At 28.4% G+C, this 25311-nt stretch carries 21 protein-coding genes; 8 read left to right on the forward strand and 13 right to left on the reverse strand.

Going from position 1 to position 25311, the window contains the following annotated elements; all coding sequences use genetic code 11:
• Positions 1 to 79: 79 nt before the first annotated feature.
• Together CRV02_RS09615 and CRV02_RS14830 are read left to right on the forward strand one after the other, a co-directional pair.
• Positions 80 to 313 carry a hypothetical protein gene (locus tag CRV02_RS09615; protein ID WP_129090146.1) on the forward strand — a complete coding sequence of 78 codons (234 nt, stop codon included), beginning with the start codon at positions 80 to 82 and terminating at the stop codon, positions 311 to 313.
• A gap of 3 nt (positions 314 to 316) precedes the next feature.
• A complete protein-coding gene (locus CRV02_RS14830; protein WP_164968987.1) occupies positions 317 to 493 on the forward strand; it encodes a hypothetical protein in 177 nt (58 codons plus the stop codon).
• Between the two features lie 10 nt (positions 494 to 503).
• Here CRV02_RS14830 and gshB read toward each other — a convergent pair whose 3' ends face one another.
• Positions 504 to 1535, reverse strand: coding sequence for a glutathione synthase (gene gshB, locus CRV02_RS09620; RefSeq protein WP_129090147.1), 1032 nt, complete (start codon positions 1533 to 1535; stop codon positions 504 to 506).
• Positions 1536 to 1599: 64 nt separating this feature from the next.
• Complete coding sequence (locus CRV02_RS09625) at positions 1600 to 4371, reverse strand: transporter substrate-binding domain-containing protein (protein WP_129090148.1); 2772 nt, start codon at positions 4369 to 4371, stop codon at positions 1600 to 1602.
• 155 nt (positions 4372 to 4526) lie between these two features.
• Between CRV02_RS09625 and CRV02_RS09630 the strand changes: the two genes are divergently transcribed.
• Genes CRV02_RS09630 through CRV02_RS09645 form a run of 4 tightly spaced genes read left to right on the forward strand, consistent with a single transcriptional unit; the run spans position 4527 to position 6753 of the window.
• Positions 4527 to 4859: a hypothetical protein gene (locus tag CRV02_RS09630; protein ID WP_129090149.1), complete on the forward strand. Its 333-nt coding sequence runs from the start codon at positions 4527 to 4529 to the stop codon at positions 4857 to 4859.
• Positions 4846 to 5472 (forward strand): type III pantothenate kinase, encoded by a 627-nt coding sequence (locus tag CRV02_RS09635; protein WP_129090150.1) that lies wholly within the window; start codon positions 4846 to 4848, stop codon positions 5470 to 5472. The genes CRV02_RS09630 and CRV02_RS09635 overlap by 14 nt, the downstream gene beginning before the upstream one ends.
• Positions 5450 to 6067 (forward strand): ATP phosphoribosyltransferase, encoded by a 618-nt coding sequence (hisG, locus tag CRV02_RS09640; protein WP_129090151.1) that lies wholly within the window; start codon positions 5450 to 5452, stop codon positions 6065 to 6067. Before CRV02_RS09635 ends, hisG begins: the two co-directional genes overlap by 23 nt.
• Positions 6058 to 6753 (forward strand): class I SAM-dependent methyltransferase, encoded by a 696-nt coding sequence (locus CRV02_RS09645; protein ID WP_129090152.1) that lies wholly within the window; start codon positions 6058 to 6060, stop codon positions 6751 to 6753. Before hisG ends, CRV02_RS09645 begins: the two co-directional genes overlap by 10 nt.
• A 3-nt stretch (positions 6754 to 6756) precedes the next feature.
• Here the strand turns inward: CRV02_RS09645 and CRV02_RS09650 are convergent, their stop codons facing one another.
• The 9 genes from CRV02_RS09650 to CRV02_RS09690 form a co-directional block, all read right to left on the reverse strand.
• Entirely contained in the window at positions 6757 to 8100 is a 1344-nt protein-coding gene (locus CRV02_RS09650; RefSeq protein WP_129090153.1) for a diguanylate cyclase, read from the reverse strand.
• Positions 8101 to 8109: 9 nt separating this feature from the next.
• Positions 8110 to 9072 carry a tryptophan--tRNA ligase gene (gene trpS, locus CRV02_RS09655; RefSeq protein ID WP_129090154.1) on the reverse strand — a complete coding sequence of 321 codons (963 nt, stop codon included), beginning with the start codon at positions 9070 to 9072 and terminating at the stop codon, positions 8110 to 8112.
• A gap of 68 nt (positions 9073 to 9140) precedes the next feature.
• Positions 9141 to 10415, reverse strand: a complete 1275-nt coding sequence (locus CRV02_RS09660; RefSeq protein WP_129090155.1) for a TAXI family TRAP transporter solute-binding subunit — start codon at positions 10413 to 10415, stop codon at positions 9141 to 9143.
• A gap of 75 nt (positions 10416 to 10490) precedes the next feature.
• A complete protein-coding gene (locus tag CRV02_RS09665) occupies positions 10491 to 11042 on the reverse strand; it encodes a manganese efflux pump MntP family protein (RefSeq protein ID WP_129090156.1) in 552 nt (183 codons plus the stop codon).
• Complete coding sequence (locus tag CRV02_RS09670; RefSeq protein WP_129090157.1) at positions 11036 to 12214, reverse strand: MFS transporter; 1179 nt, start codon at positions 12212 to 12214, stop codon at positions 11036 to 11038. Before CRV02_RS09670 ends, CRV02_RS09665 begins: the two co-directional genes overlap by 7 nt.
• Positions 12183 to 13421 carry an MFS transporter gene (locus tag CRV02_RS09675; protein WP_129090158.1) on the reverse strand — a complete coding sequence of 413 codons (1239 nt, stop codon included), beginning with the start codon at positions 13419 to 13421 and terminating at the stop codon, positions 12183 to 12185. The genes CRV02_RS09670 and CRV02_RS09675 overlap by 32 nt, the downstream gene beginning before the upstream one ends.
• On the reverse strand, positions 13418 to 15196 hold the full coding sequence (locus tag CRV02_RS09680) for an ABC transporter ATP-binding protein (protein WP_129090159.1): 1779 nt from the start codon (positions 15194 to 15196) through the stop codon (positions 13418 to 13420). The genes CRV02_RS09675 and CRV02_RS09680 overlap by 4 nt, the downstream gene beginning before the upstream one ends.
• Positions 15189 to 16979 (reverse strand): ABC transporter ATP-binding protein, encoded by a 1791-nt coding sequence (locus tag CRV02_RS09685; RefSeq protein ID WP_129090160.1) that lies wholly within the window; start codon positions 16977 to 16979, stop codon positions 15189 to 15191. The genes CRV02_RS09680 and CRV02_RS09685 overlap by 8 nt, the downstream gene beginning before the upstream one ends.
• Positions 16980 to 17073: 94 nt before the next feature.
• Positions 17074 to 19173, reverse strand: coding sequence for a TonB-dependent receptor (locus tag CRV02_RS09690; RefSeq protein WP_129090161.1), 2100 nt, complete (start codon positions 19171 to 19173; stop codon positions 17074 to 17076).
• Between the two features lie 122 nt (positions 19174 to 19295).
• Between CRV02_RS09690 and CRV02_RS09695 the strand changes: the two genes are divergently transcribed.
• Positions 19296 to 20285 carry an AraC family transcriptional regulator gene (locus CRV02_RS09695; RefSeq protein ID WP_129090162.1) on the forward strand — a complete coding sequence of 330 codons (990 nt, stop codon included), beginning with the start codon at positions 19296 to 19298 and terminating at the stop codon, positions 20283 to 20285.
• 19 nt (positions 20286 to 20304) lie between these two features.
• Here CRV02_RS09695 and CRV02_RS09700 read toward each other — a convergent pair whose 3' ends face one another.
• Positions 20305 to 22428 carry a TonB-dependent receptor gene (locus tag CRV02_RS09700; RefSeq protein WP_129090163.1) on the reverse strand — a complete coding sequence of 708 codons (2124 nt, stop codon included), beginning with the start codon at positions 22426 to 22428 and terminating at the stop codon, positions 20305 to 20307.
• Positions 22429 to 22549: 121 nt separating this feature from the next.
• Between CRV02_RS09700 and CRV02_RS09705 the strand changes: the two genes are divergently transcribed.
• The gene (locus CRV02_RS09705; RefSeq protein ID WP_129090164.1) at positions 22550 to 23500 is read left to right on the forward strand and encodes a helix-turn-helix transcriptional regulator; all 951 of its coding nucleotides are present in this window, start codon (positions 22550 to 22552) and stop codon (positions 23498 to 23500) included.
• Here the strand turns inward: CRV02_RS09705 and CRV02_RS09710 are convergent.
• A complete protein-coding gene (locus CRV02_RS09710; RefSeq protein ID WP_258239280.1) occupies positions 23497 to 25296 on the reverse strand; it encodes a PAS domain S-box protein in 1800 nt (599 codons plus the stop codon). The two genes, CRV02_RS09705 and CRV02_RS09710, sit on opposite strands and share 4 nt — an antisense overlap.
• Positions 25297 to 25311 lie beyond the last annotated feature (15 nt).

The following is a 25311-nucleotide window of genomic DNA, read 5'->3' on the forward strand; positions in this document are numbered from 1 at the left end:
GGTTTAAGGTATATTTTAGATATAAACTCTAGTATATATACTATAATAATAAAAAAATATTTTATTTTTGGATTTTACTATGCAAGAATATGTAACAAATACAATAAATAGTTTTAAAGACGAATCAGCAATCAATAGAATGGTATATAACATTATTACTGTTATTAAGACAAAACATGATTATGAATCTGCAATTAATCTTATTAAAGAGAATAATATAAATCTTGAAGATATAGTTTCAAGGAGTATAAGACTACCTCTTCCTGACCTTATCAAGTTAGCAGATTTAATGATTTTAAAAAAGGGTAAATAAGTAATGAATGAAGTGATTAGTAGGATTGTTTATCTTATAAAAAAAGAAGTTAACTTTGAAGAAGCAGCAAATTTAATGATTCAAAATAATATATCTATTGCTAAACTTTCACAACAAACTTTAAAATTGTCTCAGTTAGACTTAGCAAGGTTAGCTGATAAAATATTACAAAAAAAGTAGCTAAGAGAAACTATTCTCTTAACTCACTTAGTCTTTTTAGAAGATACTCTAACTCAGCTCTTTTTTCAACTTTTTCATGAACTTTCTCTTCTAGGAAATCAACTACATTTTTATGTAGTTTAACTTTTGATAGTTTATTAATATTTGTAATTCCACCTGGGTTTAAAACATTAACCTCTAAGATTTTATCACCAATCATATCTAATCCTGCAAAATAGATACCATCAGCTAAAAGTTTTTTACCTACTTTATTACAAATAGTTTTTTGTGATTCTGTTAAATTATACTTGTGTGCACTTCCACCTGCTTGAATATTGGCTCTTACTTCTCCATCAGCTGGTTTTCTATGGTATGCACCAATTGCTTTACCATTTAGCATCATAACTCTTACATCACCATCTTCAGCACCATGAATATACTCTTGTAAGATAACGTAGTTTTCACCTGAGCTATCTATATAAAAATCAAGTAAAGAGTTAATATTTGATTTTGCATTTTTTTCTAATACAATTACACCTCTACCACCTGAACCATCAAGGGGTTTTAAAATCATCTTCTCTTCATGTGACTCTTCAATAATTTTCTTTATATATTTTTTACTTCCTGAAACATGAGTTTTAGGTAAGTAACTATTTGTTGGGTCATGGAAAGTTGTTGTATATAATTTATTGTTTGCTTTTCTAATACCATCTACGTCATTGATAATTATTGTTTCATCTTTTACTGAATCAAGAAAGTTGAAAACTATAGGTGAAATAGGAGGGTCTTTTCTTATCATAATACAGTCAAAAGCATGTAAAGCTTTTAGCTTAACCTGAAATTCACATTTTTTATAAAATGACGTTATTGAGTCTGGAATTTTACCTTCAAATAGAATTGTTTTAGCAAAACCATGTACAATATTGTTTCTAACAGTTAAATCATTTGTATAAAGTATTGAGACTTTGTGTCCTCTTTGCATACACTCTTTTATAATCGCAAGTGTAGTACTTTTTACTGGTTCAATATTGTCCCAATGTTCAATAATAAACACAACATGCATTTTTTTATCCTTAGTATAAATTAATCTATAATTATACTCTAATTTTAAGATAAATTACTATTGTTTAACTATTTTGAGGGAAGATAATCTTGAAGTTAGCTCCAAAATATGATTTATTATTTAAAATAAATTGTTCATTTGATAGCTTTATATTTCCGTTTAGGTGTTTTGTAATAATTTGAGAAGACATATAAAGACCAATTCCTGTTCCTTGGCTTTTATGTTTTGTAGTAAAATATGGTTCAAAGATTCTTGTTTGGATTTTTTCAGGAACTCCTCCTGCACTATCTTTAATAGAGATGATAATATTATTGTTCTCTTTTGTAGCTAAAATATATATCTGCTTGTCTTTTATATCTTGTTGATTTAAAGCATCTATTGCATTGTTAAAAATATTTAATAATACTTGTGTTAATTCACTCTCTAAAGTTGTAATTTCTATATCTGATATCTTTTTTGTTAAATTGATATTTGAAGATTTGATTTTTGATGTGATTAAGTATAAAGACTTATCAATACAAGAAGCTACGTCAAAAGTAGTATTCTCTTTATTTGGATTAAAAAAGTTTCTAAAGTCATCAATTGTTTTAGATAAATATTGAGTATGCTCATTAATAGCTTTAACATTATCTAATAAGTGCTGTTTTGGGATTTCATTATCAATCTCAAGGTTTAATTGCATTCCTGTAGAAACTGTAGAGATTATTGATAAAGGTTGTCTCCATTGGTGGGCTATATTTTCTAACATTTCTCCCATTGCAGCCATTTTTGATTGTTGAGCTAAGATTGTGTCTTTTTCTCTTTTCTCTTGTTCTAGTTTTTTGATTTTACTAATGTCTAAAATAGTTCCAATTATTAATAAAGGATTGTTTTTTTCATCAAATTTAGTGACTTTAGAAGTGATTTGCAAGTATTTAATAGTCTTTTTATTGATAACAATTCTAAACTCATTTACTAATTTATTTTTTGAAGAGACTAATTTATTAAGGTGACTTTTTACTATTTTTTTATCATCTTCATGGACATAAGACAATAGTAAATCAACAGTAGGTTTTATTTGATTTGGATAGAACCCAAACATTTTAAAGTGTTCATTACTCCAATATAATTCATCTTTTTTTATCTCATATTGAAAACTTCCTAAGTGAGCAATTTTTTGTGCTTCATCTAAAAGGTAGTTAGCTCTTTTTAATTCTTTCGTTTTACTTTCAACTTTTATCTCTAAAGATTCATTTAGTTGTTTTAACTCTTTTGTTCTTTCTTCAACTTTCTCTTTTAAAAGCTTGTTTTGTTTTATATTTGATTGATTTTTATATATAAGAATAATTACAATTGTAAAGATAACAGACAAGGCAATCCAAAGTCTACTATAGTTAAAATTATCCTCGAATTGTATAGTTTCCCATTTATTAATTATATCTTTTATTTTTTGTTTATCTAAAGACTCAATAGTTTTATCTAAAGCACTATGTAAAAGAGAATAATCCTTTCTTATCATAATTCTAAGTGCAAAGTTTAAATCTGTATTTCCAGATATTTTAAGGGTTTCTAATCCTAATTTACCAATATTATATGCTAGGTTTGGCTTTATATCAATATAAGCAAAAGCATCTTTACATTCAACTGCTTCAAGACCTTCTTTTATACTTTTTACTAGAAGTAAGTCTAAGTCAGGATAATTCTCTTTTAAAAGTTTGTGAGCTGTAAAGTTTTCTCCAACTGCAATTTTTTTATTTTTTATTTGTTCCATATTTTCAATAAAGTTTTCATCTTTTAGTGTAACTATTGAGATAGGAAAAGAGATGTAAGGCTTTGTGAAAATAGCATAGTTTTCTCTATCTTTTGTTTTTCCTGCACTAAAAATCACATCTTGCTGTTTTTGTTTTATACTTTCAAGTTGTTTTGTAAAGTCATGGAAGAAAGTATATTTTGTATTTAAATGTAAATGATCTTCAAGTAGTTTCCAAACTTCAGAAGAGATACCTGTGGGAGTATGTGATTTTGACTCAAAAGAGAAAGGTTTCCATGCTCTAGAAACAGAGACATTAATTTTTGTATTTTTTATAAAATTTGATTCTTCTTTTGTCAGACTTGTAGGTTTAAATTGATTATAAAATTTAAACTTTTCATTAATAATCCACTTGCTTTCAATATCAGAGAGTTCCTCTTTTGATATTTTTTGAAAGCCTTTGTTAAATGTATCAATTAACTCCTGTTTCAAAGCAATTGCTTGAATATATGAAATTTCTGATAATAGATTAATATGCTTAATCTCATGGAAATAACCTTTTTGTAGGGTATAAAATTCAATGGCAGTTTTATCATCATAGAGTAAATCAATTTTTTTCTTTGTTAAATCATTTACTGCATTTTCATAGTCTTCATAGTTAATAATTTCAGAGTTTGGAAAATTTTTTTTTATAACCTCTTTATAATCATTACCTATAATACCTATTATATAAAAAGCATCTTTTTCAAAATTTTTACTATTTTCTTTGTGAATAAAAAGAGAAGTTTTTCTTTTATAGAATGGTTTTGAACCTTTCATCCAAGATTTATAGACTTCTGTTCCTAGAAAAAAGTCTACTTTTTCATTTTTCACTAAATCTATAGAGTTTTGCCAAAGTTTGCCATTGACAAATTTTAATTTGTAGTTGTTTTTTTCTGCCCAAAGTTTCCAAAAGTCTATTAAAAGTCCTTGGGGCTTATTGTTTTTAATATAGGAAAAAGGTGCATAGTTTGGGTCATATGATACAGTGAAACTTTTTTTGAGTGGTTGTGCGTATAAAAAGCATGAAAATAAGAAAAAAATAAATACTGTTTTAAATCTCAACATTTTTAATCCACTATACTTAAATTGTAAAAGTATTATATCAGAAAAAAATAGTCTATTAATAAACGATTGTTTATAAAATAGTATTATCTTGTATTCAATAGATACTAAATATCCTTTGTATATAATAATTCCAAATAGAAAATATAAGGGAAAGTTTGAAAGATATTACAAAATACTATTTAGATAAAGAGATTTTATTTAAAGAGATTGAAGAAGTAAGTCCAAAAGAGTTAAAAAGTAGAAAAAAGATTAAGATATTTGTGGCAACTTCAACAAATAAAGATTATTATGCAATATTTATAGTAGATTCAAAAAGTAGATTCATAAGAAAAAATGTAGAAGATTTAATGCAAATGGAAGCTTTATTAGCAGACTACAAAGAACACAATTTTAAGAAAAAAGAGCTAATTATCTCTTCACCTCTTTGTTCAAAAGCTAAAAAGTTACTTGAAGAGAATAAATGGAGAATAAGAGTTGATTTTATGTGATATTGGGAATACAACTTTTCACTTTAACATAGATGGAAAAGAACAAAGATATTTAGTAAACTCCCATGTGCCTGATTTTAAACAAAGAGTTTATTATGTCTCTGTAAATGATAACGCAACTGCAAAATTAAAACTTACAAATGATGATATAGTTGACTTAGAACCATATATAAAGTTTAAAACAAAATATGTAGGTATGGGACTAGATAGAAAGATTGCTTGTTGTTTTATTGAAGATGGAATAATAGTTGATGCAGGAAGTGCAATTACTGTTGATATTATAAAAAAAGGTAAACATAAAGGTGGATTTATTCTTCCTGGACTAAAAGCTTTTAGAGATATTTACCCTCAAATTTCTCATAAATTAGATGTTGATTTAAATACAAAGGTAAATTTAGATAAAATCCCCCTTTGTACTAAAGATGCAATCTCTTATGCTATATTAAAATCAATTATAGAACCAATTAAAAAAGTGAGCAAAAAAAAGCAGATTACTTTTACTGGTGGAGATGGAAAGTTTTTGAATAAATACTTTGACAATAGCATCTATAAAAAAGACATAATTTTTGAAAATATGAGAAGGATAATTAATGCTAACGATTGCATTACCTAAGGGAAGAATAGCAAAAGAGACTCTTTCTAAGTTTGAACAAGCATTTGATGAAGAGTTTGTATTTGAAGATAGAAAACTTATTTTAGAAAAAGCTGGATTTAGATTTTTAAATGTAAGAAATCAAGATGTGCCTACTTATGTTATGCATGGAGCAGCAGATTTAGGTGTAGTTGGACTTGATGTATTAGAAGAAAAAGAGTATGACTTAATTAAACTACTTGATTTACAACTTGGATATTGTAAGGTTGCCTTTGGTCTTATCAAAGGACAAGAACTAGATATGACAAAGAGTAAAATCACTGTTGCTACAAAACATGAAAAAATTGCAAAAAGATATTTTGAAGAAAAAGCAATGGCAGTTGATATTATCAAACTATATGGTTCTATTGAATTAGCTCCTTTAGTAAACCTTGCTGATTGTATTGTTGATATTGTTGAAACAGGTGCAACAATGAAACAAAATGGTTTAGAAGTAGGGCCTACAATTATGGAAAGTAGCGCACACTTAATTGCAAACAAAAATGCTTATTATGCAAAAAAAGATAAGATTTTTGATTTAAAAGAAAAGTTAGAAGCTGTTATTCAATGGGATTAAATCTATACTCTAAGATAGAGCCTTATTTAGACTTTCAAGATGAGGTTTATAACTTACATAATGAGTTTATGTCTATTGTTTTTGATAATGAACTAGACAATATTTTAGATGTAGGTTGTGGACAAGGTTTTTTTATTGAGAGTTTAAACTTAAATCAAAAAAATGCCTATGGAATTGATTTAAGTAGTGAGCAAATTGACGCTTGTAAACAAAGAGGTGTAGAAAATGTAGCATGCATTGATTTAAAAGATGTAAAAGAAAAATATGAGTGTGCAACGGCTATCTTTGATGTGATTAACTATATTCCAAAAGATAGTTTAAAAGAGTTCTTTGAGAACGTTTATAAAGCTTTAAATGATAAAGGATACTTTATCTTTGATGTAAATACTCTTTATGGTTTTGAAGAGATAGCACAAGGTTGTATTACAATGGATTTAGATGATAAATTCATTGCTATTGATGCTATTTATGAAGATGAAAAACTAGTTACTGATTTAACTTTATTTACAAAGTTAGAAGATGGTAACTTTAAAAAAGAGAATGATTTTATAACTCAATATTATCATAGTAAAGATAGATTAAAAAAGATGCTAAAAAAGATTGGCTTTGAGGTTGAAAGTTTACGAGACTTTAATCTTCATAGTGATGAAAGAGCTGATAAACAAATCTATATCTGTACGAAATAGAAGTTAAACGTTACAGCTTAAAACTTCTATTTCAATTCTATTTCTTCCTAGAGCTTTTGCTTTATATAAAGCATTATCAGCTCTATTAAAAATCTCTCTTTTTGTATCATTTTTATGATATTGAGAGATTCCCACAGAACAAGTTAAGGCTAGGTTATCTTTAAAATCATGTACTTCAACAGTAGAACGTATTTTTTCAGCAACTAAAATTGCTTCTTCAATATTTGTATGAGGAAGAAGTACTATAAACTCTTCTCCACCCCATCTAGCTACAACATCACTTTTTCTTGAGCTTAATGTTAATATTTTAGAAAATTCTTGTAATACAGAATCACCTTTTAGGTGCCCATATGAATCATTTACTTTTTTAAAGTGGTCAATATCAACTAATAAAATTGTAAAGATACCATTTTCATATCTATCAAGTTTTTTAATCTCATACTCTAAAAATGACTCAAACTTTTGTCTATTGTAGATTTTAGTTAGATAATCTGTTGAAGCTATCTCTTCTAGTTCTGCTTGTGTTTGAATTAAAGCTTCATTTGTTTTAGAAATTTTACTTCCTTCTTTTTTCATAAGTTCTATCCATTTATTGTAAACAATTCTTAAAAGCTCTTTTTGAGAGATGATACCTGTTACATAACCTTTATCATTTTCAATAATAATTCTTTTAAACCTTTGTTTTCTAATAAATGCTAAAGCATCTGCAATAGTTGAGTGCTCTTTTAGAGTTTTAATAGGACTTGTCATAAAATTTGAAATTTTTTGTGTTAAGTTACAATCTAAATGTATAAGATTTATAAAGTCTTTTGAAGTAAAAATCCCTACTGCTTTTTCATCATTATTCTTAATTATAACAGCATCATTTCCACTGTTTTTTATAAGTTTAACAGCATGAAGTGCAGATGAATCCTCATAGGCAAAAACAGCTTGATAATTTAAGATAAGATTACCAAGAGTTTGTCTCTCCATTAACATTTGAGGGTCAATATTATTGATTATATCAGTATAAGAAAGGATTCCTTCTAGTTTATTGTTTTCATCAACAATTACCATATACTCTTCTGTAGAGTTAATCTGGTTTAGAAGGTTGATTAAATTAAGGCTTTTATTTATAACCTTAACCTCTCTTAATCCTAAATCTTTAAGTTTTGTTTTATGGTCTACTCTTTCTAATTTAAAATCAATTAATTGAGTTGTAGTAAGAATTTTGTAGGATGAAGTATCAGTTATAACTATTGTTCTAAGATTTGAAGCTGCCATTTTTTGAACAGCTTCATCAAGTGTTTTATTTGAATCTATAGTAACAATATCTTTTATTGCTATATCTAATACTTCAGGTATCATTTCTTATCCTTACAGACCAACTATTGATCTAATTTGCTCCATTTTTGCACTTGCTACTTTTCTTGCTTTACTTGCTCCAAAATCTAAAATCTCTTGAACTTCTTTTGGATTATTTAATAAGTGTTCTCTTCTTTCTTGATATGGTGCAAAGTGTTCATTGATTTTATCAAGTAGTGTTAACTTGAAGTGTCCATAACCTTCACCAGGAGTTGCATATCTTCCTTGTAACTCTTTTAATTCATCATCATTCATAAATAGTTCACAAAGTTTGTAGATATTGCAGTTTTCCCACTCTTTTGGTTCATCAAGCTCTTTTGAGTCAGTTACGATTCCCATAACTTGTTTTTTAACACCTTTTTTTGTTCCAAACATATCAATAGTATTTCCATATGATTTAGACATTTTAGCTCCATCTGTTCCTGGAACTGTTGCTACAACTTCATCAACTTTTGCTTCTGGCATTACAAAAATATCAGTGTTGTAGTGGTGATTAAAGCTATTAGCAATATCTCTTGTCATTTCTACGTGTTGGATTTGGTCTTTTCCAACAGGAACAATATTTGAATCATAAAGTAAAATATCAGCAGCCATTAAAACAGGATATGAAAATAATCCATGATTAGCATTGATACCTTTTGCTACTTTATCTTTATATGAGTGTGCTCTTTCAAGAAGTCCCATAGATGTATGGTTTGATAATATCCAGTATAATTCAAGTACCTCTTTTACATCACTTTGTACCCAAAAAGTTGATTTTTCAGGGTCCATTCCTAATGATAAAAAGTTAACTACTGCTTCGAAAATGTTTTTTTCTAAAAGCTCTTTTTCTTTAACTGTTGTTAAAGCATGGTATGATGCAACAAATGCAAATAAATCACCTTGGTCTTGTGACTCAACCATTTTCTTAATCGCTCCGAAGTAGTTACCAATATGTAAAGTTCCACTTGGTTGAATTCCAGATAATATTCTCAATTTATACTTCCTTAAAATTTTTTAAACACGCATTATAACTAAAGTAAATATAATAGCTTTTTAAACTATTAAGAAAGCTTCTTTTCTATTTTGTTCTCTATCAAATCAAGATGTAGTTGCAAATTGTAATATTCACCCATAAAAGAAAGGGGAACCTTTGTCTCTTTTTGAATTTCTTGTCTTAGTTTTTGTACCTTTACTAGCTGAATTTTTAAATCTTTAGACTCTAAACTATCTATACTATTATCTAAATTTTTAACTTCTTCATACCATCTATATATTTTTGAACGCATTGTCCATGTGTATAGTGGGAAAAAACCTTTAAATAGTGGGAAAAGTAAAGTAAGTAAAGGGATAATAAGAAGTTTTAACCTATCTATATTTGAAGCTATCCAATAAGGAAAAATCTTTTCAAGCCAAGTATCTCCATACTCAAAATACCTTTGTGCTTCTTCGTGCATTTCAAGTTGCATATTTAAAGCATTTGGAAATTGTTCAGCTTTTGCGAAAAGGTCTTTTTTATTATGTACTTCTTTTACTTTTTTTAGAACAAGTCTAATTAACTCTTCTGAAAAACCATCTTTAACCACTAGGTTTGCAGTTGTAGAAAGAAGACCGATATTCTCATCTGGTAAGTTTTTATATAAATCTAAAGTTCCTTCATATAGATTTAGAGCTTCTAAAAATGGATATTTTCTACTATAGGCTTTTGCTCTTTTAAAGCTTAAAATATTTATCTTTGGATTTGCAAGTAGCTCTCTTATAGCCTCTGATTTATGAGAAGAAACAACAAACATTGCATCGATGTTTCCTTTTTCAAGCTCTTCTCTTGCTTTATTTGCATCATAATTGAAAATTTGAGAGTTGTCTTGATTTATGCCATTGTCTTTTAAAACTTTTAAAGCCAAGTCTTTAGTGCCACTTCCTTCTCTTCCAATAGATATTTTTTTTGAGATTAGTTGAATAACATAATTTATAGGAAAACCTTCATTTCTATAAAAAACCCACAGAGGCTCATAATATATAGAGGCTAAGGATTTTATTCCTTCTTGATTATTTTTGATAGTTCCATTTTGTAAAAAAGCTATATCAGCTTTATTCTCTTTTAGTAAGTTTATGTTTTCAATAGAACCAGCAGAAGTTAAAAGGTTTACTTTTACATTCTCTTTTTCTAATAACTCTTTATAAATTAAGGCTGTTTTATAGTAGTTCCCACTTTTAGAGCCAGTAGCTATTGTAATCTCTTTTTTGGGAGGTGGTTTAATAAATTTAGATGTTACATAAAAAGAAGCAATAACAAGTAAAAGAATAGGGATTGAGATTGTAAAAAATTTATATTTCATTTGTATTTCTCTTAATTATTTTTTATTATTATAACTTAGAAACACAAAAATAAAAAGAGCAGATGAGCTGCTCTTTTATACAAATAAGTTTTGTAATAGAATTTTAAATCCAATGATGATTAGAATAACTCCACCTAGAATTTCCGCTTTACTTTCATATTTTGCTCCACCTTTAACACCTAAGTAAACACCTAAAATACTAAAGATAAAAGTAGTAATACCAATAATTGCTAATGATAAATATACATTTAGATTAAATAAGTGTAAAGAAAAACCTGCTGCCATAGCATCAATACTTGTAGCAATAGCAAGGGTTAATAATATCTTGTGTGAAACTTTTGTAATCTCTTCTTCAACTGGTTCTCCAAAGGCTTCATAAATCATTTTTCCACCAATTATAAGTAAAAGAATAAAGGCAATCCAAAAATCATAGCCACCAATAATATCTTGTAAACCAACACCACCTGCATAACCAATAAATGGCATTAAAGCTTGAAAGATACCAAAATATAAACCTGCAACAATTGCAAGGCTTTTTATCTTTTCTTTGTTTTTTATTCCTAAACCAATAGAAACAGCAAATGCATCCATACTAAGTGCAATACTTAAGATAATAACTTCTAACATTTTATAACGTCCTCTTTTTTATAAGAAAGTGAAATTATAGTCAAAAGTAAAAAAGTAACTGCTGAAAATAAAAAGGGTATTTCCGGTCTTATTTCATAAAGTATTGTACTTAATAATGGTCCTATAATTATTCCTAAGCCTTGGGCTGCAGAAACTGTTCCTGCTGCAACTCCTTGCTCATGTTCTTGTACACTATTTGCAGTTATTGCTAAAAATGCAGGCATTAACATTCCTAGGCCAACAGTTCCAATACTAAATGCAATAGTTAGTTGAAGTTGTGTTGTAATAATGCTAACTAAAAAATAACCAGTAGCACAAAGAATTGAGCCTAGTGTTAACCAAGTATAAGAAGAGACACTTTTTAATTTTGAAACAGCAATTTGTGTTATTATAAAAACAACACCAATAACTGCTAAAATATATCCTGTACTTTTTGCCGCTTCAATCTCTCCTAAATAGAATTTATCAAGTATAAAAAAGCCAATACAAACTTGTGAGGTTACGATACTATACATAGTAAAAAATGAAGTTATCATAGGAAGTCTTAATCGTTTATCTAAAAAATGAATAGGTTTTTTTTGGGTCTTCTCTCTTTTTTTACTTGCTTCTAATTTAAAGTATATAATTCCAACAGCAACTAGAGGTAAAATAGCAGCAAAATATAAAGGTGTGGTTAATCCATATATAGCAAGTGCTCCACCAGCCATTGGTCCTATTATCATTCCTATTCCATTTGCTGCTCCTAAACTTGCCATATATGAAGTTCTCTTTTTAGGTTCAACTTTATCTGCAATTAAAGCATTTGAAACAGGAGGAATAGCAGAATAAAATACTCCAATCATAACTCTGGCAAGAACTAAAGCACTAAGTGAAATAATAACAGCAGGTGGAGTTATCATGGCATAGTTTACAAAACCTGCTAAAAATAAGTAAGAAAGAAAAAATCCAAATATTGTAAAGACTAGAATATTTTTTCTTCCATAATAATCACTTTTTTTACCCCAAAATCTTGAAAGTAAAACCCAAGCAACTCCTGCAAGAGCAACCATAAGTCCTGCGTGCCACTCTTGTAGATTTAATTTTCTAATTATTGGTCCTACGACAGCTAAAAAAGCCATCATAGAAGATACACATAAAATATTAACTGCCATTAAAGGCTTGATTTCTTTCATTTTTATTCCTTTTTAAAATAAATTCAATTTTTGTAGAAAAGTAAATAGAGAATAAGCCTATAAAGGCACAAATTATAATTATCTTTTCATAACCTAGAACACCTGATAAAGAAACAGACATAGAGCTAAAGAAAATTCCAGAGAACATATAGATACTATGTTGTATTGCAAATTGTGAGGCAGGAGATTTATTTGAAGATAAATCCATCATTAAGGTTGTCATTAATACTTGTGAAGGAGTATAAAATAAAAATATAAACCCTACAATAAACATAACAAGGAACTCATTTTCATGGTATTTAAAAATTAAAAATAGCATTAAGATACCAACTATTTGTCCTATTGCTGCTACTAACAAGATGATTTTTCTTCCAAATTTATTTATTAAAAATGAAGTGGCGAATGAGGCTAAAAAACCTATTCCATAACCTACAATGTGAACAGCAAAACCTATTTTGTCTAAACTCCAATTTAAATCAACCAGTAAAGGAGTGGTTATTCCAAAAGCTGAAGAGATCGTTATTGGATAAAGGAAAAGTAAAATAAACCATAGTTTTTTTTCTTTTGTTTTCCAAAAAGTAAGATATTGTTTATAATCTACTTTTTCAATAAAGTTTGCATGTTTCATCTTTGGTTCTGAATAAATAAATATTTGAATAAGAGAGATTGCTGTTAATATAGCCATAATAAACATGGTAGGGTGCCAACCTAATTTTGAATAAAGAATTAAACCAAAGCCTCCACCTAAGATCATTCCAATAAGTCCTCCAGCAGCTTTAATTCCATTTATTAAAGAGCGTTGTCTTTTAAAAGTTATTTTAAATGCAAAGGCATCTAAAGCAATATTTTGTGATGCTGCAAAAAAAGCGAAAAATACAGATAGAATTATTATTAGAGGTAGATTTTTATCTATATGTAATAAAGCAATAAAAAGAAGTGTAATAACCATCAGTGACTGGAAAATAAGAATCCAAGCTCGATAATGCCCCATTTTTTTAAAGTATATCTTATCAATAAATGGAGCCCATAAAAACCTAAATACCCAAAAAAGACCTAGCATGTATATAAAACCAAGGTTTTCTAAAGAAACTCCATTTTGTCTTAAAATCCCAATGAAGGCTTCAATAAAGAAGCCTAAACCTAGGAATTGAGTAGTATAAAGACTAAACAATAAAAATATAGTATTCCAAGTTAGTTTTTTTTTCATTTGATACTACTTTTTACATCCCACTCTTTTACTCTTTGTTGAGCTTGGAACATAGCATAGTATTTATCTTTTTTATTAAATAATTCTTGGTGGGTACCGTGTTCTTTAATATGACCATCTTCTGCTACTAGGATATTATCAGCATGGGCAATAGTAGAAAGTCTATGGGCTATGACAATTACAGTTTTGTCTTTGATAAGTTCATCTAAAGCATTTTGAACAGCTACTTCACTTTCTGTATCTAGTGCTGAGGTAGGTTCATCAAGAATTACAATAGGTGCGTCTTTTAAGATAGCTCTTGCAATAGAAATACGTTGACGTTCTCCTCCACTTAAACTTCCACCAATTTCCCCAACTTTTGTTTCATATCCATGGGGAAGTCTTGAAACAAACTCATGACAAAATGCAGCTTTAGAAGCAGCTAGTACTTCCTCATCACTTGCCTTTGGTTTTCCCATACGAATATTATTTAAAATAGTATCATCAAATAAATAGACATCTTGAAATACTACAGAGATATAACTCATTAAAGTAGTTTGCTTCATGCTTCTAATATCTACGTCACCAATTTTTATTAAACCTTTTTGTGGATCATCGTATCTCATAATTAGTTTTGTAATTGTTGTCTTCCCACTTCCTGATGGTCCAACTATTGCAGTAAGTGAGTTATCTTTGATTTTAAGGTTTAAACTTTCTAAACTATTTTTTGTATTTCCTTCATAAGCAAAATCTACATTTTCAAAGTTAATATTGAATTTTTTAGGTTTTTGTTTTTGTTCTTTTATAAAAAACTCTTTTACATCTAAAAGTTTTCTAATATGTTTAAAAGAGGCTTCCATAATATCTAAAACGCCAGTAACAGCTAAAAAGTTTGCTAAAGGCTCAGATAGTCTTCCTAAGATAATAAGTAAAGCAATTAAAGCTCCTATACTAAACTCTTCATTAGTAATATAAATAGTTCCTAAAACAAGAACAAATAAAAACAAAAACTCAATTAGAGTATTCATTATAATCATAGGAAGAGTAGAAGCAAAAACACCTTTTTTTTGTACTTCTCTTAAATTGGTTATAGATTTTTGAAGGTTTTGTGCATTTTCACCTACTTGGTTTACAGCTCTTAAAATAGGTAAACCTTGAATATATTCAATAGTATCTGCTTCAAGTTTTGCATGGGCTTTTATTCCTTCTGTTTTATCCCATTTTGTTTTTTTTCTACTCCAATAATAAACAGGAATAGCAAAAGGAATAGCAATAAGAAGAGCTAATGCCATACTAGGGTCTATAAAAAATGTTGCTAAAATTATCACAATAGGTACAATAAGAACTTCAAAAAACATTCCTGAAACTATTCCCATATGAAGAATTGATTCATCAACATTTTGTGCTAAAATAGAGTTTAATTCCCCAGTTCTATATTTGTATAGATTTTGAAGAGGCATAGTTTTTATTTTTTCTCCAAGTTTTATTCTTAGGTCATGGGTTATTTGTACAATATCTTTTGAGTATTGAAAACCTGAACCTAGCCATCGAAAAAAGAAAGAAACTAAACTAAGTATACAAATTGCTCCAAGCCAAAATAGACTTTTCTTTATACTAAATTCACTTGTAAAAATATTATTTAATAAAGGGAAAAATAGAGCAAAAGCTAAACCTTGAAAAACATAAGCAAGAATAAAATATAAAAAACTTCTTTTTACTAAGTTAGCGTTCTTCCCTGCTATATTTATAGTTGTCTCATAAGATTCTTTAAGTGAAGATACTTTTTTGTTATTCATTTTCTTTTCCTTTTTCTAAGTTCCATTGACTTGCTTTTTCATAGTTATCCCATAACTTTTTGTAGATAGCTTTATTTTCTAATAACTCTTCGTGTTTACCAATTTCACTTATTTCTCCTTGGTTAAAAACTACTATTTGGTCAGCATTTTTTATAGTTGAAAGACGGTGAGCTATCATAATAACTGTTTTGTTTACAGTTAGGTTTGCTAAGGCTTTAACTATCTCTTCTTCATTTTCTGGGTCTGCAAAAGCAGTTGCTTCATCAAGTACTACAATAGGAGTGTCTCTTAAAATTGCACGGGCTATTGTGATACGTTGTTTTTGTCCCCCTGAAAGGTTTGTTCCTCTATCTCCTGCTTTAGTTTCATAAGCTTTTGGAAGGGTTTCAATAAAATCATGTATTTGGGCTGCTTTTGCTGCTTTTATTACCTCTTCTTTAGTTGCATTTTGATTTGCTATTTTAATATTGTTGTAGATTGTGTCTTGAAAAAGAAAGGTATCTTGAAATACAAAAGAGACAGTATTCATTAAAACTTGTGGCTCTATATCTTTAATATTTACTCCACCTATACAAATCTCTCCTTTACTTACATCCCAAAATCTAGGAATAAGTTTTGCAATAGTACTTTTCCCTGCACCACTTGGACCTACTAAAGCTGTGACACTTCCACTTTCTATTTTAAAGTTTATATTTTTTAGAGCATAGGTTTTTTCTACATTTTCATATTTAAAGAATACATCTTTAAACTCTAAATCAAAACTTGTTGGAGTTTGTACATTTTTAGATACAGGCAAAGTAGGGATGTCTAATACTTCTTGAATCTTTAATGCTGAGGCTTGAGATTTTTTAATGAAGTTTTGAAGCCACATTAAAGGCATCATGGCATCTGCCATACCAGTACTTAAAAAAAGTGCAGAAATTAAAGCAAAAAGTTCTAACGACCCAGCATTTAAAAGAATAACTCCTGTAAATAAAACTGCTAAAAGGGTAGGAAGTGGACTTAAGATTATCATTCCTAGTTTGGCAGGAATAGCACTTATTTTCATCCAATTATTTAAGTTCACTTTATATGCATGAAGTGAGTTATTATATCGTTTGAAAGAACTTGTTCCATCATCAAAAGTTCTTACTACTGGCATAGCTTGTGCGAACTCAATTACTGCTTTATTGATATCACTTTGGCTTTGGTCATATTTTTCCCTTAGTTCTTTTGAGTCTCTCATAGCATAAGCCATAGCAAGCCAACCAAGAATTAAAATAGAGATACTAGCAAGGGCTAGTCTAAAATCTATTATGAATAGAACTATTAGTGTTGTAATAGGAGCAAGTACACTTTTTGCTATCATAGGAACACTGTCTGCTACAAAAGTATGTAAACTTCTAACATCATTTTGCATTACTTTTTTTAGTGTTCCAGAACCATTTGAAATAATATATCCCAAAGGAACTTCTGCTAAATGTTGAGCTAGTTTAGTACGTAAAATTTGCTCTAATCTAAATGCTCCTAAGTGAGAAACTACAAAAGCATAAAATCTTGATACAAAAGCTATACTTGTCATTATTGCTAATAATACAATTGTATTTACAAGGTCAAGTTTTATATCAAAGATTTCTAGGGGAGTGCCTTGCATAATATTTGTTAAAGTTAAAGATAAAATGATAAGTGTAGCAATTAAAGATAAGCTTCCAATTGCTGCTAAAAGCATTGCTAAACGTATCTCAAACATTACAGGTTTCATAATAGCCCATAGTCCATGTTTTTTATTTGTTTGTTTATTCATTATTGATTCCTAAGATTATTTTGAGCTTAATAGATATTGATAAATTTATCAATATCTATTAGTTATGTGGGATGATTTCTATATGAGGTATTGATTAGAAACTATATTTAATACCGATTCCAAATCTTCTAGGTTCATTAAATCCAACCCAAGATGTACCTGGTTTAGACATATATGAACTTACATAATCTTCATCTGTTATATTGTTGATATAACTAAATACATCAAAGCTTTTTGTTTTGTAACCAACTTTTATATTAGAAGTGATTCCACCATCTGCTTCAACTAAATTGTCATTATCTGCTCCATCAATAAAAGCTGTTTTTCCTCGAGCATGAATATCAAGTCTTCCATACAGACCTTTTTCTTGAATATATGCAAGACCAAGACTTGCTGTATATCTAGGTGTTCCTTCTATTCTTTCTCCATCATAGTTTCTTGTTCCATTATCATATTCATCGTATTTTGCATTTATTAAACCAAAGGCTGCTGATAATTGTAAGTTATCAGTAATATAGTATGAACCATCAAGCTCAATTCCTTGTGAGTGGGCTTTTTCTGCATTACTAGTAGCAAATACAGTTCCTCCCATAAGTTGTTTGTAAACGTGAATATCTTTTATATCCATTTTAAAAATTGCAAGGTTGATAGCATAGTCTTCACCTAAGTGTTTTAAACCGATTTCATAGTTAGTTGATTTTTGTGCTTCAAAGCTATTTTGAGAACTATCATCACTAGAAGGGTAGTAATTAAATCCTCCTGGCATATATCCTTTTGAAACAGAGATATAACTTGTAGTATCATTGTTTATGTGATACATTAATGCAAGCTTTGGTAAGAATGTATTCCAAGTTTTTTCATCCTTGTAATTAACATCAGGATTAGCCATACCTGACCAACTAGATTTAGCTGTTACATCAATATCTTTTTTTATTTTTTGGTATCGACCTCCTAAAGTTAACTCAAAGTCTTCACCTAAAGGAATCATTGTTTGTCCAAAAATAGCTTGTGTTTTACTGTTTGCTTTAGAGTTAGCATCCCCTGTAAAAACTCCTCCCATATATAGTTGTTCTACTCCATAGGGACCTTGCGATCTATCTTCTTTATCAAAATATAAACCTGTAATCCATTTAATATCCTGGTTTTTACTAGAAAGTCTTAACTCTTGAGTCCATGTTTTTAGTTCTGTATAGTTAAACTGACCTAAACCATCACTTGGGGTATTTGAAAAATTATCAGTATCATACTCTCCATCAAAATCAACTCTTTTATGTGTTGTTATTGATTCAAGTCTTATTTTCTCAAACTCATAACTTAGGTTTAGATTCTCTGATTTTACTTTTGTTCTTTCGTAAGCTGGAACATCAAAGCTTACATTTTCAGCATCTTCTCGTTTTAGTTTATTTATATCAATAGACGGGTCAGCACTAAAACCATCCATAAAATAGTCTTTTTCATAATTATTTGTCATAGTTATTTTTGCAGAGAATTTTTCATTTGGTTCAAAAAGTAAGAAAGCACTTGTTTTTCTATCACTTTTTTTATTTGCATCTTCATCCATTCCTGAATAATTATTTGTAATCCAACCATCCTCTTTTTTAAAAGAACCATTGATTCCTGCAAAAAGTTTATTTTCAATAATAGCTCCACTAGTATTGAATGAAGTTTTATAAAGGTTGTCATTTCCATACTCTGCTAGAAGGCTTCCGCTCCATTCATTTGTTGGAGCTTTAGTTATGATATTAATAACAGCACCAATTGCATCCTTACCATATAGTGTACCTTGTGGACCTCTTAATACTTCAATTCTTTCAATATTTTCTAGTGATGGATTAAAGTCAACTCTATCATAATATGGTACTCCATCAACATATATTACTACGGGATTGTTATTTGTAAACATTGAAGTATTTAGCCCTCTAAAAGAACTCATTCCTCCATTTGTAGAGTTTTGAAAGTTCATATTTGGGATTTCCTTGATTACTTCAGAAATTTTTTTAATCCCTTTTTCTTCAATTACTGTACCATCAATTACTGTGATACTTTGGGGAACGTCTTTGATATTTTCTTCTACTTTATTTGCAGTAACTGTAATACTATCAAGATTTGTTGCATTTGTATTTTTAGTATTGTTTGCATATAGTAAAGTACTACAAACTAAAGATAAAAATACTAGTTTTTTAGTTTTTATCATGATTTTCCTTGTCTTATTATGGATTATGTTTTAAAATGATAGAATTATAATGATAATCATAATTAAAAACAAATCAAAAGTTAACATAAAAGGATTTTTTTTTAATATAAAGGTATTTTTTAATGTCATATAAAGTAAATCTTGAAAATTTTGATGAGTTTATGCTTGAGTCAAATAGTTCTGAAATAATAAATTTTAAGCTGCCTAAGAATCTTGGGTCTTTTGTAAGTAAAAAAGAGATTGTAAGTAAAGATATTCTTATGTTTAAAACAGAGACTAGTATCAATGAAAGATTAACATTGAGCTCTAGGTCTTTTGTCTCAGGTCTTTCTATAGTTGTTAATTTAGGAGGAAAGTTTAACTATTTAGATAAAAGTAACAATACAACTTTGAATATAAAAGAAAATAGAATAATCACTAAATATATAAATGAATATGATTCTGTATTGGATTTTGATAAAAACTCAAAAAATAATAGTCTATGCCTTATTTTAAGGGACGAGTTTTTAGAGAAATACTTTTTAAATAAAATTGAAAACACAGATGAGTTATTTAAAAACTATAGAAACAATGTTTCAACAACCTTTGAAAAACAGTTTCAAAACTATAAGATTGTTTCCCTCGCCAAAGAGTTATATAACTCGCCTTTTGAAGGGGAGTTAAATAACCTGTATATCCAAAGTAAAGTTTTTGAGTTGATATATGAAGAGTTGAACTCTATAGTAAATGAGCATAATAATTTATGTGATTGTGGATGTTCAAAAATAAATTATGAGGATAAGCTTGCTTTATACAAAGCAAAAGAGTTAATAGAAAAAGCAGATGAATTTTATAGTTTAGAACAGCTTTGTAAAAAAGTAGCAATAAATGAGTTTAAATTAAAGTTTGGTTTTAAAGAGCTTTTTGATACAACCCCTGGGGCTTTAGTTTTAAAAACTAGGATGGAAAAAGCAAAAGTTTTACTAAGTACTGGAGAGTACAATATTTCAGAAGTTTCAAAATTAATTGGATACAAATATCAGCAAAGCTTCTCAACTGCTTTTTTTAAGCATTTTGGTGTGTTACCTAAAGACTTAGTAAAAAGTAGAAACTATTATTTTAGGCTAAAGTAATTTCACTTTAGCCTATTTATTAAAAACTATATTTTAATCCTAAACCAATAAATCTACCTTTGCCATATGTTAATTGTCTAAATTCAGCCATCTCTTCAACAGCTACAATGTAGTTTTCATCTGTAATATTTTTTACATAAGCATAAATATCTAAATCTTTAAATAGGTATCCAACTTTTGCATTTGCAACTGTGTAAGAGTCTTGTTTTAAGCTATTTTGGGCATTAAAATACATATCTCCTTGATTTCTAATATTAAATCTTCCATATAAACCATTTCCACCATAATATGAAAGACCAAGATTTAAAGAGTGACTAGGAGTTCTCTCTATCTTTTTATTTTTGTTATCATTTCCACTTGAATCTGTATATTCACTATATTTAGCTTGAACTATACCAATTGCAGTATCGATACTCCAATTATTATTGATATTATAAGCAAGTTCTATTTCTAAACCTTTTGATGAAGCTTCACCTGCATTTGATGTATACATCATACTAGTTGCGGGGTCTGTACTATATACATGAATATCTTCAATATCCATATAAAAGATTGAAGAAGATAAGTATAATTTATCTTCTAAAAGAGAACCTCTAAGTCCTAACTCATAATTTATTGAAGTTTGTGCATCAAATCTATTTTCCTTTTCTCCTCCATTTGAGGCAAAGTTATTATATCCTCCTGGTAAATAACCTTTTGAAGCAGTTAAATAAGTAGTTAACTCATCAGTTAATCTTTTAGAAAGAGCAATTTTAGGTAAGAATGTATTCCAAGTATGCTCCTCATTTAATTCAAAATAAGGGTTTGCATCAGTATTTATTGGATGCATATAATTATCTAAATCCATTTTCTTTTTTATTTTTTGATATCTACCTCCAAGAGTTAATTCATAATCTTCTAAAAATGGAATAACAACTTGTCCAAAACTTGCATAAGTTTTGCTAGTAGCTTTTGATTTTGCATTAAATTCTACATCAACACCTGCACCAAAAGGATTCCCCGCAAGATAACTAGGATATTCTTGTCCATAGTTATGGAAATTAAATTCATCTTTTTCAAAATATAAACCGAATACGTATCTTAGATGCTTATTTTCACCTGTTATTCTAAATTCTTGTGAAAAGTTTTTTGATGTTGCATCTTGAAACATTGACATTCCATCATAGTTTGGATTTATTCCTAAGTCAACATCCCATGTTCCATCTATATCTATTTTTTTATTGGCAGAAACCGAAGTGAAATTTATATTTTCACTTAGCATATATTCAACTTTTAGAGATTGGGCTTTTGATTTTGTTTTCATATATGTATCTGTTTCATAGTTTAGATTTTCAAAATCTTCTCTTTCATAATCATTAATACTTTCATTTTGAGGGGCAGCACCTCCTTCAAAACCAAATCTATAATTTTTCTCATCTAAAATGTTTAAGTTAACACTTAAGTTGTCAGTTGGTTCATAATATAAACTAGCATTTAATTTATGTGATTTACTTCTATTTGCATCATCTTCTTGGTTAGTATTATGATTTGTTTGCCAACCATCATCTTCTGATAGTAGACCATTTAAACCAAAGAATAATTCATTTTCTATAAGTGCCCCACTAACATTGAAACTAGTTTGCTTAAAGTTGTTTGTTCCATATTCTAATCCAACAAATCCTTCAACTTCGTTAGAAGGTTTTTTAGTGACTATATTTATAACTCCTCCTATGCTATCTTTCCCATATAAGGCACCTTGCGGCCCCCTTAGTACTTCTACTCTTTCAATATTTAAAATAGAAGCATCAAAAGCATAAACACTACTATGAGGAATTCCATCAATATAAATAACGACAGGATTATTATTAGTAAAGATTGAAGTATTAATACCTCTAAAGTTTACTCTATCAGAATACATAAATGTAGAAGACAGATTAGGAATGTATTCAATAATTTCTGGAATACTTTTGATTTCTCGTTCTTCAATATTTAAATCAGTTAAAAGAGAAATACTTTGAGGTACTTCTTTAATTGTTTCATCCATTTTATTTGCACTTACCGTTATTTCATCTAATTTTATAGCTTCTTTTTTTAGATCATTTGCTAAAAGGAGACTACTTGTTACTAGCGAAATTAAAGCTATTTTTTCTAGCCTTTTATTCATTTTTTACTCCATTACGTGATTTTAATTTATTCTTTATTATAATTAATACTCAATATCATTTTCAATAAGGTTTTAAGTTTAGTGGTATTTTTTTTTAATCAAATAGTATTTTGGAGTAGGTATGTCTTTAAATAAAATAAATTTTAAATTTAATAATAATCAAAGTGAAATGATATTTCCTTCAGAAAAAGTAGAAGGAGAAATAATTGATAAACAAATTAATGACTCAATCTATTTTGTAAAATCTAATATCGTTTTAAAAGATGACATAGTAGTTTTATCCAACACAAAAGTTGATGGAATAATGATGGATTTTAACTTGGTAGGAGATGTTAATTATAAATCTAAAGTATCAAAATATGGATTTTCAACATCAAATAATAGAACAGATATTGAACTAGTAAAGGAAGAAGAAACAGAATCAAAAGCCAAAAAAGGGAATATTAATAAAATAACACTAGTATTAAAAAGAGATTTCTTATCAAAAGTTTTACCAGAAAATAAAGAAACAAATAAAGTTTTTGACTCCTTAGAAAAAAATTATTGCCATGAACTTTTAGCAAGTAAGACAACTGATCTTCAAGTTGGAAAAATATTAAATGAACTGTACTCTTCAAGCTTATATAAAGGAAAACTTGGTGAAATATATTTAGAATCAAAGATATTAGAATTAGCTTATTTGGAATTAAACTCTCTTTTTAATCAAAAAGAGCCTTTACCTAGTAGTATTAAATTTGATGAAAAAGATATACAGGCTTTAGAAGAAGCAAAGAATATAATTAACTCTTTAACTTTTGATTGTACAATCTCAAACTTATCAAAAAAAGTTGCTTTAAATGAATTTAAATTGAAATATGGATTTAAAAAGTTTTTTAATACTTCCCCTGGAGCTTTAGTTTTACAAACAAGGATGGAAGAAGCAAAAAAACTTTTAGAAAGTAGTGACTATAATATTAGTGAAGTCTCTAAAAAGGTAGGTTATAAACATCAACAAAGTTTTTCAAGTGCCTTTTTCAAGTATTTTAAAATTCTTCCTAGAGATGTTATAAAAAGAAGAAATTACTACTATTAAGCTCTTCCTTCGTAAGCATTTTGAATTTCTAAAAACTCATCCAAGTTTTCTAAGAATAAATCAATTAAAGTAGGGTCAAAATGTTTGGCTCTCTCTTCTTTAAATAGAGCAATAATTCTATCTAGTTCCCAAGCTTTTTTATAAGGTCTTTCGTGAGCTAAGGCATCAAAAACATCACAGATAGCTGTTATTCTTCCATAAATATGAATATCTTCACCACTTAAACCTCTAGGATAACCACTTCCATCCCATTTTTCATGGTGTTCATAAGCAACAATAGCTGAAGCTTTTAAAATATCTCTTGTAGAGTTTTTAAGAAGTTCATAACCTATTTGAGCGTGTTCTTTCATTGTCTCATACTCTTGGGCTGTAAGCTTTCCTGGTTTATTTAATATAGAATCAGGAATACCAACTTTTCCAATATCATGCATAGGACTTGCAAGTCTTAAAATCTCTGCTTCATCTTTTGATAAACCAAATTTAAGAGCAAGTAATTTTGAGTATTCTGCAACACGTTTTACATGGAAACCAGTCTCTTTTGACCGTGTTTCCCCAATTTCGCCCATTGTATAAATCACTTCTCTTTGAGTCTCTTCTAGTTCTTCATGTAGTTCAATTACTTTTGTAATATCAAGTCTTATTCCAAGATATTCTAGTAGGTTATTATTTACATCTTTAATTGCAACTATTGTTGAAATATAGTGAATATCTTTTTTGTCTTTTGTGATACCTTTTAACTGACCCTTCCATACACCATTCTCTTTTGCATAAACAAAAGCTTTTTCTAAAAGTTCTTTTTGCGTTTGAGGGTGCGTAATAGTCCAGTAAGATTTTCCTATAAGTTCATTTTTTGAGTATCCTGTTAGTTCACAAAACATATCATTGATATATTTGATTTTCATATCACTTGTAACTCTAAGAATAATGCTACTTTTATCAAAGGCATCTTCATATATTCTTGATAGTGATGAAGCTTCATTATATTTTATTGAAGTCTTTTGGTACTCTTGCTCTAATTTTAGTTTTGTCTCTTCTAATTCTGTAATATCAGAACGAACAGCAATAAACTCTATGATATTATCATCTATGTCTAAAATAGGATTTATCACAGTTTTTACATAATAAGGACTACCGTCTTTTTTCTTGTTTTTAATCTTTCCATGCCATGGCTTTTTTAAAACTCTAATTGTATTCCACATATCTTTGAAAACTTCACTTGGAGTATCTTCATGTCTTACGATATTGTGTGATTTTCCTATTAGCTCTTCTTTTTTGTATCCTGAGATTGTTTCAAACTGTTCATTTACAAAAGTGATAACTCCTTTTGCATTGGTCTTTGAAACAATAGAACTTAAGTCAACTGTTTTTTTGTACTCTTCTAAAAGGTTCCCAATATTCTCTTTTTCTTTTTTTAGTTCGATGTGTTTTGTTAGTTTTTCAATATTTTCAAGTAGTTCTTGAATATTTACAGGTTTAGTTATATATGAGTCAATATGCATTTTTATAGCTTCAACTAAGTAGTTAGGTTCATTAAAAGCAGTTAATAAAATTATTTTGGCATTAGAGTCAAGTTCTCTAATTTTTTTACTCATTGCAATACCATCTAAAAGTGGCATTTTGATATCTGTTATAACCAAATCGGGTTTTTTCTCTTCAAAAAGCTTAAGACCTTTTTCTCCATTTTCTGCAACATATATATTATCTATGTGATAAGATAAAATAGAAGATAATTCTTCTCTTGTATGAATATCGTCTTCAACATAAAGTAAAGAGATATTGAATTTTTTATTGAACACTTTGTATATACCTAT

This window comes from Arcobacter sp. CECT 8989 (genome assembly GCF_004116715.1).
In the GTDB taxonomy this organism is placed as follows: Bacteria; Campylobacterota; Campylobacteria; order Campylobacterales; family Arcobacteraceae; genus Halarcobacter.